This is a genomic window from Candidatus Clostridium helianthi, from assembly GCF_045310795.1.
Taxonomy (GTDB): domain Bacteria; phylum Bacillota; class Clostridia; order Clostridiales; family Clostridiaceae; genus Clostridium; species Clostridium helianthi.
Genome location: NZ_JBJIAB010000002.1, coordinates 292,641 through 308,115 on the forward strand (window position 1 = coordinate 292,641; position 15,475 = coordinate 308,115).

General features: G+C 28.7%; 16 protein-coding genes. 1 reads left to right on the forward strand and 15 read right to left on the reverse strand.

Going from position 1 to position 15,475, the window contains the following annotated elements:
* Positions 1–203: 203 nt before the first annotated feature.
* The 13 genes from ACJDTP_RS02925 to ACJDTP_RS02985 form a co-directional block, all read right to left on the reverse strand.
* Positions 204–557, reverse strand: coding sequence for a type II toxin-antitoxin system PemK/MazF family toxin (locus ACJDTP_RS02925; RefSeq protein ID WP_009172938.1), 354 nt, complete (start codon positions 555–557; stop codon positions 204–206).
* Between the two features lie 9 nt (positions 558–566).
* Entirely contained in the window at positions 567–824 is a 258-nt protein-coding gene (locus ACJDTP_RS02930) for a hypothetical protein (RefSeq protein ID WP_012061023.1), read from the reverse strand.
* 226 nt (positions 825–1,050) lie between these two features.
* Entirely contained in the window at positions 1,051–1,683 is a 633-nt protein-coding gene (locus tag ACJDTP_RS02935) for a germination lipoprotein GerS-related protein (RefSeq protein ID WP_012061024.1), read from the reverse strand.
* Between the two features lie 65 nt (positions 1,684–1,748).
* Positions 1,749–3,257, reverse strand: coding sequence for an NAD(P)H-hydrate dehydratase (locus ACJDTP_RS02940; RefSeq protein ID WP_406760458.1), 1,509 nt, complete (start codon positions 3,255–3,257; stop codon positions 1,749–1,751).
* Positions 3,257–3,628, reverse strand: coding sequence for a holo-ACP synthase (gene acpS / locus ACJDTP_RS02945; RefSeq protein WP_406760459.1), 372 nt, complete (start codon positions 3,626–3,628; stop codon positions 3,257–3,259). Before acpS ends, ACJDTP_RS02940 begins: the two co-directional genes overlap by 1 nt.
* Before the next feature lie 72 nt (positions 3,629–3,700).
* Positions 3,701–4,030, reverse strand: coding sequence for a DUF6514 family protein (locus ACJDTP_RS02950; RefSeq protein WP_406760460.1), 330 nt, complete (start codon positions 4,028–4,030; stop codon positions 3,701–3,703).
* Between the two features lie 764 nt (positions 4,031–4,794).
* The gene (locus ACJDTP_RS02955; protein WP_077837811.1) at positions 4,795–5,136 is read right to left on the reverse strand and encodes a single-stranded DNA-binding protein; all 342 of its coding nucleotides are present in this window, start codon (positions 5,134–5,136) and stop codon (positions 4,795–4,797) included.
* 124 nt (positions 5,137–5,260) lie between these two features.
* Complete coding sequence (locus ACJDTP_RS02960) at positions 5,261–6,115, reverse strand: YihY/virulence factor BrkB family protein (RefSeq protein WP_077842504.1); 855 nt, start codon at positions 6,113–6,115, stop codon at positions 5,261–5,263.
* A 230-nt stretch (positions 6,116–6,345) separates the two neighbouring features.
* Positions 6,346–7,662, reverse strand: a complete 1,317-nt coding sequence (locus ACJDTP_RS02965) for a nucleotide sugar dehydrogenase (RefSeq protein ID WP_077837813.1) — start codon at positions 7,660–7,662, stop codon at positions 6,346–6,348.
* A 112-nt stretch (positions 7,663–7,774) separates the two neighbouring features.
* On the reverse strand, positions 7,775–8,350 hold the full coding sequence (locus ACJDTP_RS02970; protein ID WP_077842505.1) for an acyltransferase: 576 nt from the start codon (positions 8,348–8,350) through the stop codon (positions 7,775–7,777).
* A gap of 85 nt (positions 8,351–8,435) precedes the next feature.
* Positions 8,436–9,617 (reverse strand): DegT/DnrJ/EryC1/StrS family aminotransferase, encoded by a 1,182-nt coding sequence (locus ACJDTP_RS02975; protein ID WP_406760461.1) that lies wholly within the window; start codon positions 9,615–9,617, stop codon positions 8,436–8,438.
* 237 nt (positions 9,618–9,854) lie between these two features.
* Positions 9,855–12,140, reverse strand: coding sequence for an ATP-dependent DNA helicase (locus ACJDTP_RS02980; protein WP_406760462.1), 2,286 nt, complete (start codon positions 12,138–12,140; stop codon positions 9,855–9,857).
* A 157-nt stretch (positions 12,141–12,297) separates the two neighbouring features.
* Positions 12,298–12,888 carry a DUF1836 domain-containing protein gene (locus tag ACJDTP_RS02985; RefSeq protein ID WP_012061034.1) on the reverse strand — a complete coding sequence of 197 codons (591 nt, stop codon included), beginning with the start codon at positions 12,886–12,888 and terminating at the stop codon, positions 12,298–12,300.
* 550 nt (positions 12,889–13,438) lie between these two features.
* On the opposite strand from ACJDTP_RS02985, the gene ACJDTP_RS02990 reads away from it, so the two are divergent.
* Positions 13,439–13,684 (forward strand): AbrB/MazE/SpoVT family DNA-binding domain-containing protein, encoded by a 246-nt coding sequence (locus tag ACJDTP_RS02990; protein WP_008429457.1) that lies wholly within the window; start codon positions 13,439–13,441, stop codon positions 13,682–13,684.
* A 103-nt stretch (positions 13,685–13,787) separates the two neighbouring features.
* Here ACJDTP_RS02990 and rsmI read toward each other — a convergent pair whose 3' ends face one another.
* Positions 13,788–14,633 carry a 16S rRNA (cytidine(1402)-2'-O)-methyltransferase gene (gene rsmI / locus ACJDTP_RS02995; protein ID WP_406760463.1) on the reverse strand — a complete coding sequence of 282 codons (846 nt, stop codon included), beginning with the start codon at positions 14,631–14,633 and terminating at the stop codon, positions 13,788–13,790.
* A gap of 1 nt (position 14,634) precedes the next feature.
* Complete coding sequence (locus ACJDTP_RS03000; RefSeq protein WP_077842509.1) at positions 14,635–15,384, reverse strand: tRNA1(Val) (adenine(37)-N6)-methyltransferase; 750 nt, start codon at positions 15,382–15,384, stop codon at positions 14,635–14,637.
* Positions 15,385–15,475: the final 91 nt, after the last annotated feature.

A 15,475-nucleotide genomic window follows, 5' to 3' on the forward strand; every position in this document is an offset into this window, starting at 1 on the left:
ACTCATTTATATTATGTTTTATTTTAACATATTTATTCTAGCATACAAAATATATTTTGTATACCTCATTTGTTAATGTGATATACTTTTAAGTATATTCATATAATATAGAGTATTCTCACGCATAAAAAGAGTAGTACAAATAAAAAAATTATCTATACCACTCCTAATATTAATAGATATAAAACCATTTTATTTTCTCTTTAGCTTAAATTCAAACTAACCGCTAATGCTTTATCAACCTTTTTCATGTCTGCTTCAGTCATATGTCCAATTTTTTCTTTAAGTCTTCTCTTATCTAATGTTCTTATCTGTTCTAATAAGACAACAGAATCTCTATTTAATCCATACTCTTCTGATGAAATTTCAACATGAATAGGAAGCTTAGCCTTATTTATTTGAGATGTTATTGCAGCTACAATAACAGTAGGACTATATCTATTTCCAATATCATTTTGTATTATAATAACAGGTCTTATCCCGCCCTGTTCGGATCCTATAACTGGACTTAAATCCGCATAGAAAATTTCCCCTCTTTTTACCACAATGTTTGCCATTCTAAATAATCACACTCCGCAAATCCATGCCTCATACTCATTAACATCATCTAACATATATTCAAAACCTAATTTAGAATATTCCAAGTTTATTTCAGCCATTTCTTGATAACCATTTTTCATTAGCTTTTCAAAATCAGCTGAAAATCCCTCGTTAATATATTGTATTAACGATTTCTCCATAATTCCACTATTTTTTTTAATTTTATTATTCCCTGAGTTAACTATTTTTTTATTTTTCATGTTATTTAGATTAATTATTGACATCTTTTCGCCTCCATAGCAGTAAAAAGTTCTTATAACTATGATTATATTGCAAATTATGTCAATTTGTCAAAGGATTTGTATTACTTCTTTACCATTCTCTAGATAATTCTTATTAAATGTTTTCTCTACAAAATTTCTAATATGTACTTTAATTTATATTTAGATTTAGTATATCGTTTTTTAATATTAATGTTGGCTTGATTTCTAATTAATAAATTTATTCAAATCAAAATAAATCATCACTTAATGTTTTTTCTTTTTTAAAATCACTATACTTTACTATTACTCTCTCTTTATTATCATCATCTAAAATCTTTAATAATACTGGAACCTTCTTATCCTTATCTACATAGAATTCAGCTTTATTTAAATGCTTATTCTTGCTGTTAAATTCTATATCTATTTGTAAATATACTCCTGGTCCCCAATCTGCTTTAACCTCTTTTATTTCATCGGCTTGCTTATTAGATAGTATATTTTCTATGAATGCCAAAGGATAAATTACGTCTATATCCTTATCAAGTGTATATCCCTCTTTATCTTCGTCACCCTCAACTTTTATCTCCGAACCGTTATAAACCTTAACTCTGTTATAGTCATTTCCGAATTCTATTCTTGACCCCTTATCAAAACTATAGTATTGCATTGTATTTTCCTCGAATTCCGACTTAGAATTCTTAAACAGATAATCAACTTTACTACTGTAATACTTTGTGTCTTTCAGTTCACTAATTATATCTTCATTTGAAGGGGTAATTACGTCTCTACATAAAATAACTAACAAAATCATAAGTACTGGAATAAGCACCAAAATACCTATAATTATTTTTTTATTGAACAATACTTTTCTAAAATCCATAAGGCCTCCTAAGATTTATTACTACATATTACTATTTATGAAAATCTTAGTGACTTTATTCTTAATTAATCAATAATACTGTTAATTTCTTTAGGTAATTCGGCTATAATATCTCTTGCATTTACTATGTAAACTTGTTTGCTTAATTTATCAGCTATATTCCCATGAATATATGCACTTAAAAGAGCAGCCTGATTTATGCTAGCTCCTTGTGACAGAAATGCATTTATTATTCCGGTCAATGCATCTCCCATGCCTCCTGATGCCATCTTACTGTTGCCAGTAGGATTTATATAAACTTCTTTTCCGTTCGAAATTACGGTATTATACCCTTTTAATAAAACAATTATTCCATACTGCATAGCAACTGATTTTGCTATGCTGACTCTATTAGCCTCCACGTCTTCAACACTCATTCCTAGAAACCGTGCCATTTCACCTGGATGTGGAGTAATAATTGCCCTACCCTTTAAATTATTTAGCAAATACTTATTTTCCCCTATAATAGATATCCCGTCCGCATCAATCACAATAGGACATTTACTGTTACTTATTATCTTTTCCAATAAGCTTTTTTCTCTTTCTCCAACCCCAATTCCAGGACCAAAAGCAATAGAACTTGCTCTTTTTATAAGTTCTATAAAGTTATCATTATCTTCATAGTCTAATGTCATAGCTTCTGTTAATCTGCTTGATAGTATCTTTTGCACCTCACTGCTGCATACTAGTGTAGTCAATCCCGCACCCGCTCTAACCGTACATTCCGTAGTTATAAAGGCAGCTCCAGTAAATCCGATTCTTCCAGCTACAACTACTGCTCTACCGTAATCTCCTTTATGACCATAAACCTGCCTTTTTAAAAGCATCTTATTATATTCCTTTTTTTCTAGTATATAAAAATTATTAGAGTTTTTCTTTTTTATATACTCTGGAATACCTATTTTTAATATTTTAATTTTTCCGACACAATCAATAGCTTTATAATCTAGAAAGCCCTGTTTGATGACCTCAAATGTATAAGTTATATTAGCCTGAACCGCGATTCCTCTCTCAATACCTAAGTCACAGTCTAAACCCGATGGCGTATCAATCGCCACTACAAATTTTGCATACAAATTTATACATTCTATAATACTTTTAAACATTCCCACTAAATCTTTGTTAAGACCAACCCCAAAAATTCCATCTATTAATAGATCATAGTCTTTAATATCACGTATTACGTTTTCATCTATATCGTTCTCTGACTTTATAAATAATATGTCACTCTTTTCAATTATTTTTTCTAATATCCCAAAGTTGATCTTAAAATCTTGACTGTAATTTTCGTCTTTACTTACAATATAAACCCTTACCTTTTTCCCATCTAATATCAAATGCCTAGCTAATGCAAGGGCGTCCCCCCCATTATTTCCTTTTCCACATAATATTAAAAATGATTCACCTTTATCTGAAAGCTCCCCAAATAAACTTATCGCAGCATTTTCCATCAATACTATACTAGGAATTCCAATATAATCAATGCATTCTCTATCAATTTCTCTACATTGTTTAGCCGAAAAAATTTCTAACATTATATTGCCTCCATAACTGCATAAGCTATCGCATTTTCATTACTATGTGAAATACTAACATGCATATTAAATTCTTTTCTCTCCAATAGGTTATATATTTTATCACTTAAATTCACTATTGGCTTTCCCAACTCATTTCTCAATATTTCAATATCTTTTAATCCAAATCCTCTAAATCCAGTTCCTATTGCTTTACTAATCGCTTCCTTAGCAGCAAAATTTCCTGCTACTACATTCCCCTTAAATCCTTTTAATTTGAAATATGCAATCTCATTACAAGTAAATGATCTTTCAATAAAAGTATTTGTTCTTTGTATCGCACGTTCTATTCTACTTATCTCTATTATATCTGTTCCAATTCCAATAATCATGATTTATCGCCTTTCTTAGTAATCTCTTACCATATATTAGCGTAAATATTTAATTATTTCTATACCTTAATATTAATTTATAACTTTCTCTCCTATGCCAATATCAAACTCATAAGCATGCTCATCCACATAAGTCCCTATAATATCAATTAAGTGAAGTGGTGATACCTGATTATTAAACAATTTCATAAGTAATTGTTTTACTTTGTACCTATGAATTGATATTATATCTATCTTTTCTCTCTCTAAATTCACATTTTTTAGACCAATATAATCTTTTCTTTCAATTTCAATTCCATATGCAGTTATCCCCTTATAATTCTTCTTTATAAGCCTATATGCATATCTATACTCTACATCAGCATCACTATTAATTGATGTATATTCCTCAACCAAATTCATAACCCTTTCAACTCCCTCAAGATAGTAATTCCTTGTTTACAAACCTATAGTATCACATAATGTATCAATAAATTGTCAAAGCATGTCCTCTTTTTCAAGATTTATATTTTTTTTATTGACAATAAAACTTCTTCCTTTATTTTTTACAACATATACATTCTTTAAATTTTCACATAAAAAAAGTCTTTTGTCGAAATTAGACGAATAATATACTGTATATATTTTTTAAAAACTCAATATGGTTTTTATTTACAATTAAAATATTATTTATTATTATAAAGAAATAAAAAAAGAGCCAATAGCTCTTTTTTCACCTCATAATCTCTTTTTTTGTTTCACCATAATTGAAAAATATATAATAGATATCGTTTACAACATTATTATAACACATATTCACATAAATACAACACTTTTTCTACAAATATTTTTCATTTATTTTTCAATATAAGAAAAACATTTTTTGCATTTCCATATAAATACTGCTTGTCTTACTTTAATGACTTTAGTATTCATTTTTAGTTTTATTAAATTAAACTAATATTATCAGCATTTTTTGCAACCAAGCATTTTATTAAAAGAATATTTATTTTAAGTCTACTTTTATTTATAAGTAAAAATACACTTTTTATGTTATTACAAAGGTTATCTAAACGCATTAATAATACCCAACAATTAGATAACCTCTTCTATAATAAGTATACTTATAGTTATATACTTATCTATCCATATGGCTTATATTATTAAAATCAACTAGACCAATATTTTTACAACGCCTCAGTTTGACTTTTCTTATTCTCAAGAAATTTGAAATCTTCTGCTATAACCTCTGCTATATACTTTCTATTTCCCTCCTTATCCTCATAACTACCAGTCCTTAATCTACCACTTAAAGTAATAAGGCTTCCCTTTTTCATATATTTTACTATAACTTCAGCTTTTTTTCCCCAAACTTTTATAGGTATAAAATCCGCTTCTCTAATTCCATCAGGTAATCTAAAATTTCGTTGCACAGCAATTGTAAACTTGGTATAAATTTTATCTCCATTTTCAGTGTGCCTAAGTTCAGGGTCTTTAACTAATCTTCCTAATAATATTATTTTATTCATCTTTTACCTCCTGAATATTTTTCTTCTAAAGTTATACCCACTTCGGTAATTTCTATTCAATAAAAAATCAAACTTTATAATAAAATAGAAAAAGAAACTTATACAAAATTTTCAATATTATTATCTACTTGTTTCTAATCATTCCATTTCTACCCCTTAACTCAGATGTAACAAAATTTATCTCCACTCCTAAGATGAATATTATTGATATTAAAAATAACCATGTCATAAGTATAAATACTGCGCCAAGACTTCCATAAAACCTAGAATAATTGTTAAAATTATCGATATAAAATGAAAAAACAAAAGACACTAGTACCCAGCCCACCGTGCTAAATATGGACCCTGCGATTACCTCTTTCCATACCAACTTTTTAGCAGGAGCAAATTTATAAACGCCAATAAATATAGATATCATTATAGCTAGTATAAAAGTATATCTGAATATATTCCAAATAATCAATACTATTTCATAAAACGGATTGATACTTTTAATATAATCGCCTATTACATTTCCAAATACTAGCGCTGTTAAAGCTAGAATTATAGTTACAGCTAATGCTAATATTCCTAACATAGAAATAATTGAGAGTTTAATAAATGACCTTTCTTCTTTAAAGTTGTACGCCTTATTTATGCTTTTTATTATAGCCTTAAATGCAGATGATGCTGTCCATAGCGTTAACAATATAGATATTCCTAACAATCCAGTATATTGATTGTCAAATATCTCTACAACAGTCGATTGAGTTAATTCCAACACACTCCTAGGAAGCATAACATTTAATTGTCCCAGTATTTGTTTAGAACTTATGCTGCTAAATCCAGCTAAAGTCATCAAAAATAACATAAACGGGAAAAAGGATAATATTAAATAATATGCTAACTGAGACGCTAGTGCAAACACATCGTCCCTCTTAATTTTTACTATAAGATGTATAATTAAATTAACTTTGCTACTTAACTTTATATATTTCATTTAATCACCAATTTCTATCTATATTAATTAAAAATCTATTTATTTTATGTAGTACTTATTTTATTCGCTTTTCACAAATTATATGTACCCTTAATAAATGTAATAAAAGAGCACATCCATAAAATTATGGATGTGCTCTTCTTATAAACAGTATATTCCATCTAATTGTAACTCATTGGAATTAATGTACTATTCTCACATAGAATCAGCTTATCTACACCTTGCAAAACTTATAATTTATAAATCTTCTCTCTATTATTAACAACATTTTTAGTTGCATTTCTAGTATCATAAACAACTTTAGCTCTAGACACAATTGATTCGTAATCATAACAGCTATGATTTGTAGTTATAATTACTATATCAGACTCGTCTATAACCTCTTTCCAATCAACAGAATTATAAACCTTACCTTTATATTTAGAAATTGGACAATAAGGGTCATTTACCATTAAATCAGCACCATTCTTTTCTAATAGCTCTATTACCTTGAATGCTGGAGATTCTCTATAATCATCTATATCATTCTTATATGCAACTCCTAATAAAAGAACTTTAGCACCATTTAATGCCTTTTTATTCTTATTCAAAATCTTCATTACATTATCTAATACAAATTCAGGCATAGAATCATTTATTTCTCCTGAAGTTTCTATTAATCTTGTGTGATAATCATATTCTTTTGCTTTCCACTCTAAGTAAAATGGATCAAGAGGAATACAATGTCCACCTAAGCCTGGGCCTGGATAAAATGGCATAAATCCGTATGGCTTGGTCTTAGCTGCATCTATAACTTCCCATACATCTATTCCCATTCTATTACATAAAATAGCCATTTCGTTAGCTAATCCAATATTTATATTTCTAAATGTATTTTCCAATATCTTTTCCATTTCAGCTACGGCTGGAGATGATACAGTATGGATATCTCCCTCTAATATATTTCTATATAATGCTGCTGCAACTTCTGTGCAATCAGGTGTGCAACCTCCAACAACTTTAGGAGTATTTTTAGTATTAAAGTCCTTATTACCTGGATCAACTCTTTCTGGTGAAAAAGCTAAGAAAAAGTCTTCTCCGCACTTAAGTCCACTTTCTTCTAGTATTGGCTTAAGAACTTCTTCTGTTGTTCCTGGATATGTAGTGCTTTCAAGAATAACAAGCATACCTTTATGTAGATATTGTGCAACGCTTTTTGTTGAATCTACAACATATGATAAATCTGGTTGCTTATATAAATCTAATGGAGTAGGCACGCAAATACAAATAGTATCTACATCTTTAACAAAACTAAAGTCTGTAGTAGCTCTTAAAGTATTTTCTTCTACTATCTTCTTTAAATTTTCATCTACTACATCTCCAATGTAGTTTTTCCCTTCATTAACCATGTTTACTTTTTGATCTTGAACATCAAATCCAATAGTTTGATAACCAGCATTAGCTTTTTCCACAGCTAATGGTAATCCAACATAACCAAGACCAACCACACCAACTTTTGCAGTTTTATTATTTATTTTGTCTAATAATTGTTGTTTTAATAATGACATCTTATACCTCCTGTAATGTACGGTCTAAAATTTTATCCACAGAACATAATTTACTAAAAAGTTTTATTAACAAATTACATAATGAAATGTTAATAAATAAAAACCTATTTTTCTAATCTATACATTCTACTTTTTCTCTATCTTTACTATACTTTTTCCCACAAGCTTCACAAGTTGCATGCTCATCTTTAAAGTTCAACTTTTCTCCACATTCACATACATATCCCATTATACTTGCCGGATTACCTACCACTAAGGCATAATCAGGTATGTGTTTAGTAACCACTGCTCCAGCACCTACTAATGCATATTTTCCTATATTATGGCCGCACACAATTGTTACATTAGCACCTATAGAAGCCCCTTTTCCAATTATAGTTTCCTTATACTCGCTTTTTCTTTCAATAAAGCTTCTCGGATTTACTACATTGGTAAACACACAAGATGGTCCCAAGAATACATAATCTTCACAAATAACCCCTGTATATACAGACACATTATTTTGTATCTTTACTCCATCTCCAATTTTTACACCAGGCGATATTACAACGTTTTGACCTATATTACACTTTTCTCCAATTACAGAATTACTCATAATATGAGAGAAGTGCCAAATCTTCGTTCCGTCACCTATCACTACGTCGTTATCAATGTAACTTGATTCATGTACAAAATAATTCTTATCCATAATTAACCCTCGCACTTATCAATATTTTCCTTAAGTAAACCTCAAGTTCAAAATATATAGGAATTTGCATATTACAATATTAATATTATGCCTTTATATTTTCAACTATATAATTTATTTCATTTTCTGTTAATTCTGGATAAACTGGTATTGCAAATGTTCTATGTGATAAATATTCTGCAACCGGCATATCCCCTTCTTTATATCCTAGATCTTTATATACTTTTTGCAAATGTAATGGGACTGGATAATAAACTCCAGTTGCTATACCATTTTCTTTAAGTTTATTTATCATATCTTCTCTATTTTCGCATTGTAACACATATTGATGATATATAGTTTCATTTTCTTCATCAACAGTAGGTACAACTACATTAGAATCCTTTAATTTTTCATTATATATTTTTGCTACTTCTCTTCTTCTACTATTCCAATCATCTAAATGTGGCAATTTTACTCTTAGAATTGCTGCTTGAATAGCATCTAGCCTAGAGTTGAACCCTATTAAATAATTATAATATTTTAAAGCATTGTATACAGTATCGTCACCATCTTTAGATGTCTCTATCTCATCATTTATATTATTTAGCAAATTATAAGCTTTTTGTCCTGTTTCTCCACTTCCATGTGTTCTTAAAGCTTTTGCTATTGTTGCTATATTATCATCATTTGTCACTATCATACCACCATCGCCAGCACATGAAAGATTCTTAGTTGGGAAGAATGAGAAGCATGCTGCATCACCTAAAGTTCCCGCCATCTTTCCTTTATATTTAGAACCTGACGCTTGAGCAGCATCTTCTACGATCTTTAAATTATGCTTCTTAGCTATTTCATTTATTTCATCCATCTTAGCACATTGTCCAAAGATATGAACCGGTATAATAGCTTTTGTTTTATTTGTAATTTTTTCTTCTATTTTATTTGGATCTATATTAAATGTTTCTTTTTCAACATCAACAAAAACGGGTGTTGCACCTACTGCTGAAATAGCTTCAGCTGAAGCAAAATAAGTAAATGTCGAAGTTATTACTTCATCTCCATTCCCTATTCCTAAAGATTTTAATGCAATAACCAATGCATCAGTTCCATTCGCTACTGATATCGCATGTTTAACTCCTATATATTCTGCAAATTCTCTCTCAAATTCAATTACATTCTTGCCCATAATATAATTCGCAGAAGAAAGCACTTCTTTAGTTACTCTATCTAAATCTTCAGCAATAGACTTATATTGAGCTTTTAAATCAATTAATGGAATATTCATTATCCTCGCTCCTTAATTCTACTTTAATATGTTATTAATCATCACCAATATATCTCCGACTCAAACTTCTGACTGACGATATCAATAACTAAATATTTTTTAAATTGTAGTGTAAATACTAAAATTATATGTAGATATACTATTTCATAAAACTACCATGAATATTTTAACATACTTATTTTTAATTCACAATGCACAATACAATCTAGTAGCTTATTTCATACAAATATAGGTAATTTAATATTTATTTATAGGATACCACTCATTTGGTAAAAGAACACTATATTTATTGTTTATATACCTATCATCAATAAGCAGAACTCTTCCTTTGTCCGTCTCAGTTCTTATAACTCTTCCTACAGCCTGCTGAATTTTATTTATTCCTGGAAATACATACGCATAGTCATAACCATCTTCTTTATAAAAATCCTTTATAACTTCATTTATCATATCTACCATAGGATATCCTACTCCAATTATTATGCTTCCAATTAACTGATCACCAGGCAAATCTATTCCTTCTGAAAACATCCCTCCAAGCACACAAAACATTAATAAATTATTGCTATTCTTAAATCTTCTTAAAAATTCACTTTTTTCTTCCTCCGTCATATTAGGTTTCTGTTTCATAAGATTAAATTCTTCTAGCTTCGACTCCTCCATATGGCTATATAACTCTTCCATATATGCATATGATGGTGAAAAAATCATGTAGTTTCCAATTTGCTGCTTTATAAAGCCACAAATTTTATCTTTCACTGATGATAATGTCCTTTTTCTATATGAATATCTAATATTAATAGGACTAATATGAAATTTTAAGTTTTCTTTATTGAAAGGAGATGGAAGCTTTAACCTATATGTATTATCATCTCCGCCCAGCATATTTACATAGTATTTTATTGGTGATATAGTTGCAGAAAAAAATATTACCGAGTAGCATTTCCCTAAGTATTCTCTTAAATTCTTAGCTGGATTTACACAATATAAAGTCAACTTGATTTCTTGAGAATCCTTTTCTATACAAGTCCTATAATTTTCATCATAGAGCTGTGTCGTAGAAGTAAAAGCATTTATATCAAAATATAATTTCAATATATCTTCATAACCATCAAATCTATTTCCTCTTACTAGCACTTCTTCACTTTCTTTTAAGTATAACTGCAAATACTTACTCAATTCCTTAGGATGTTCCTCTTCATAAAATGATTTCACTTCTCTATGGTCGCATTCATTTCTTAAATCAATGAAATAATCATTAATCTTTCCCAATAAGGAATGTAGTTTATTTAGTTTACCCTTAGTTATCTTTTTGCAATTTAGAATTTGACTCTTATATAATGATGCAGAATACATATTTCTTGACCTATCAATTAAATTATGTGCTTCATCCACCAAAACTATATTTCCTTTGCTTTCTAGAACTCTACTCAAAGATACTCTTGGATCAAAGATGTAATTATAATCACCTATAATTCCATCACAATAAGTACTTATATCTAAAGATAGCTCAAATGGGCATACTTGATATTTTTCGGCATATTCCTTCAATATTTCCGTGGAAATTTTTTCTTCCTTTTCGATAATATTTGTAATTACTTTTTTTACTTTACCATAATAGTCTTTCGCATATATGCACTTCTCTGGATTGCAATCAAAATCATCATTAATACATGTTTTCTCTTTTGCAGTAATTGTGATAGTCCTAAATTTCAATCCTTCTTGACGCAATCTTTCAAAAGTTTCTTCAGCAACTTCCCTATTTATCGTCTTTGCTGTCAAATATATAATTTTTTCTCCAATTCCTTCGCTTATAGCCTTTACAGCTGGGAATATGGTTGATATAGTTTTTCCTATGCCTGTCGGTGCCTGAACAAATAATATTTCCCCCTCTTTTATAGTTTGATATGAAACATTAATAAGTTTCCTTTGACCTTCTCTGTATTTTTCAAAAGGAAAATTTAATACTTTTATAGTTTCATCTCTAATGTTTTTCCATTTAAATATTAAAACACTAAATCTCTCATATTCTCTTAATAAATCAGATATAAATTCTTCTAATTCTCCTATAGTAAATCTTTTTTCAAAACTCTTAACCTCATTCGTTTCTAACTGCATGTAGGATAATCGTACATAAATTTCTTCAAGATTATTTTGATTTCCATAAATAAAAGCATACACCTTTGCCTGAGCCCAATGGACCTCATTCAAATCATCAATGTATGCAAAATTCTTATAAGTAGATTTTATTTCTTCAATTATAACTTTATCTCTTTCCGTTATAATTCCATCTGCTCTTCCTTCAATATAAATCAAGCTTTTATTCGTCTCGAACTCATGAGTTAAATATACTTCCTTTTCATAGTTCTCATAAATCCTTCCGTTATCTTCCTGAAGCTTTTGATGTGCTCTTACTCCCTCTACTGCCCTAGCACTTCCAGAAAACCTATTATCTATATCACCTTTTTTCAAGCAAAATTCCACTAAATTTCTCACAGACTCTCGTATAAGAATTTTATCCATAAATTAATTCCTCACTATAGTTAAAATCACATTTTCCATATTAAATCATAAACATAGTCATAAAACACTTACTTAATTAGCCTAACAAAAATTCAAGTTCTAATTAAGTAAGTGTTTTTTAGTTTATTGCTATTGTAAATATTTTATCTCATATAATTTATTCTTCTTCATACTCTTTAACTATTTTTTGAACTAACTTTTTAATAACACTTGCTTCTGCTATTAAAGAAAGAACTAATAGGAAAATTTTAATTCTTTCCTTATCATTATCTTTCAAGTCAAAATTCTTTATTATATCTTCTAATTTATCATCATTTGATATAAACGTATCTAAATAGTTATCCAAACTTTCCTTTTGTATTTGTGTGAAAGTTTTATATGTCTCTTCCCATGACAGTATATCATCGCTTCTGTCATTGATTTCATTAAATGCAAGCCGAAAAACTTTCTTTATTTCTTCCGTCGTTAATAAGGGCCTCATATGACTAAGCAGTACTAATTGTACTAAATGCATTTTTGTATATCCTCTTTTTTTGCCATCTTCCGGCTTAGTTATAACTTCACTTTTAGTATAATTTTGAACTATATTGTTAGTAAACTTCTCATCAACAAACTTATCGTTCAAATAATCGATTACTTGGGACAAAAACAAATCATATTTAGGAATATCTTCATATGAAACGGAAGTACTTTTAGACATTTCTTTAGCCAATTCTTTTATATAATCTGAATCAAATTTTCCTGCCATTATCATGCACCTATTCTTTCTCAATCTATATTATATATTATATAGTAATCATCAACTTGTTACAAGTTATTATAAACATTGTAATGCAAAAATTTTTCTACTAGTTTATACTCTTAGTATAATAATAGTATTATACGACATATCTAATTTTTTTTAAATATAGTATTGATAAAAAATATCTAATTTATGTAATCAATCGACATTATTATTTATAGTATTTGCATTTCTACAAAAAAAGTGGACATATGCCTTATATTACTTTATTTGTAAATTTACTATTATACAATCATGAATATAATTCATATACATTTCTCTAACCATTGGTACATCTAGATTCCTCAAAATTATTAATTTGGATTAATATGATAATTTTACAAATAAACCCTCTTGACTTTTCTAAAATATGGTAGTATATTTTATATAAGATGTTTATTAAAGTTGAAATTTGTAATTTCTTATAAATATTTAAAAATATACATTGACTTTATATTACATACTTGGTAATATATCATAGTAGAATGTCGAATCATGGAATTAGGAGGAATTTTTTATGAAATCAACAGGTGTAGTTAGAAGAGTAGATGAATTAGGAAGAATAGTTATTCCTATAGAACTTAGAAGAACATTAGATATTGCTGAAAAAGATGCATTAGAAATTTATGTAGACGGAGAGCAAATAATCTTAAAGAAATACGAACCAGCTTGTATTTTCTGTGGAGATGCAAGAGACGTAATTAACTATAAAGGTAAGAATATCTGTACTAAATGTTTAGACGAAATTAAAACAAATAAATAGTATTTGATATATTTTAATTTCCTATTATATAATTAGTTATATAATCACTAAATAATAGACTATCTCAAGAGTTAATTTGAGATAGTCTATTTTCTTAACTTAATTATATATTAGTTGAGAATTTATACACTTCATTTTTAGGTAATTCTCTTTCCTTGGCTACAAGCTTTATTGCCTCTTTCTTACTCGCACCACCATTAATATATTTAACTATATGCTCTTCAATAGATAAATGAATCCACTCTTCCCTTTGCTCTTCTTTTATCTCTTCAAGTCTTTTTCCTTCTAGAACAAGAACAAATTCTCCTCTTGGTTTATTCTCTAGAAAATATTTAACAGCCTCTTTTAACGTCCCCCTATATATTTCTTGATAAATCTTAGTTAATTCTCTACATACGGCAATTTTTCTATCTCCGAACGTATCTAATAAGTATTCAAGCGTATCTATCAGCCTATGCGGCGCTTCATAAAATATAATAGTTTCCTGACTTTGCAGTAATTGATTTGTGACTATCTTACGTTCTTTATTTTCTCTTGGTAAGAAACCCCTGAATAAAAATTTAGTTGTGTCTAATCCAGAATAGACTAACGCTGTAGTTATAGCCGTTGCTCCTGGAAGTACTTCAAAATTTATCTTTTTTTCTATGCAACGTCCGACAATAACACTTCCTGGATCTGATATTCCGGGTGTTCCAGCATCTGAAACTAAAGCAACATTATTGCCTTCAATTAGCAAATCTATAATTTTATCACTTTTTATTTGCTCATTAAACTTGTGATAACTTATTAATGGCTTTTTTATCTCAAAATGATTTAGTAACTTCAAAGTTTGTCTTGTATCTTCAGCCGCTATAATATCAACATCTTTTAAAGTTTCTAGAGCCCTCAATGTTATATCTTTTAAGTTTCCAATAGGAGTTGGCACTAAATACAACTTTCCATTTTCCATATCATGACCTCCAATATATTGAATCTATTTCTTTAGTATATTTTCCATCTTCATCATAGACATATAATGGTGCTTCCCACTTCAAATAGGCTCCCCCATCTCTTTGACCTTCAACCAATACAATATTAGGCGCTTTTCCTACTTTAGGATGAATCATTTTTACTCTTTTCGGTTCTATTTTATATTTTCTCATTAAGATAAAAATATCTGCTAATCTTTCAGGTCTATGTATCATAAATAGTCTTCCATTATCCTTTAATAAAATTCTTGCTGCTGAAATCACATCCTCTAAATTACATAATATTTCATGCCTAGCTATAGCAAGCTTATCATTTGGATTTATAATTCCTGAATTGTTTAGTTTATAAGGTGGATTTACCGTTACTACATCAAACTTATCAAGCGTCTTTAGATAATCTATATTTTTTAAATCTTCATTTATAAAACATACATTTCCTTCAAGCTCATTTAATTTTACGCTTCTTTTAGCCATATCTACCATATCTTCTTGAATTTCTAATCCATATACACACTCAGGCTTATATTTACCATATATCAAAAATGGAATTATCCCAGTTCCTGTGCATAAATCCATCACCTTATGTTTATTTTTTATATAAGCAAAATCAGATAATAAAACAGCATCTATACCAAATTTAAATCCCTCCTTCTTTTGAATTAGATTTAATCCCTTAAGTTGCAAATCATCTACCGTCTCATCATCTCTCACATATTGCAATTTATTATTCATATTATTCTTCCTTTACTTAACTTTACAATATTCTACTTTAAAATATCTAATATCAATGTTTGTATATACCTAATCTCTAAAGCATATATTC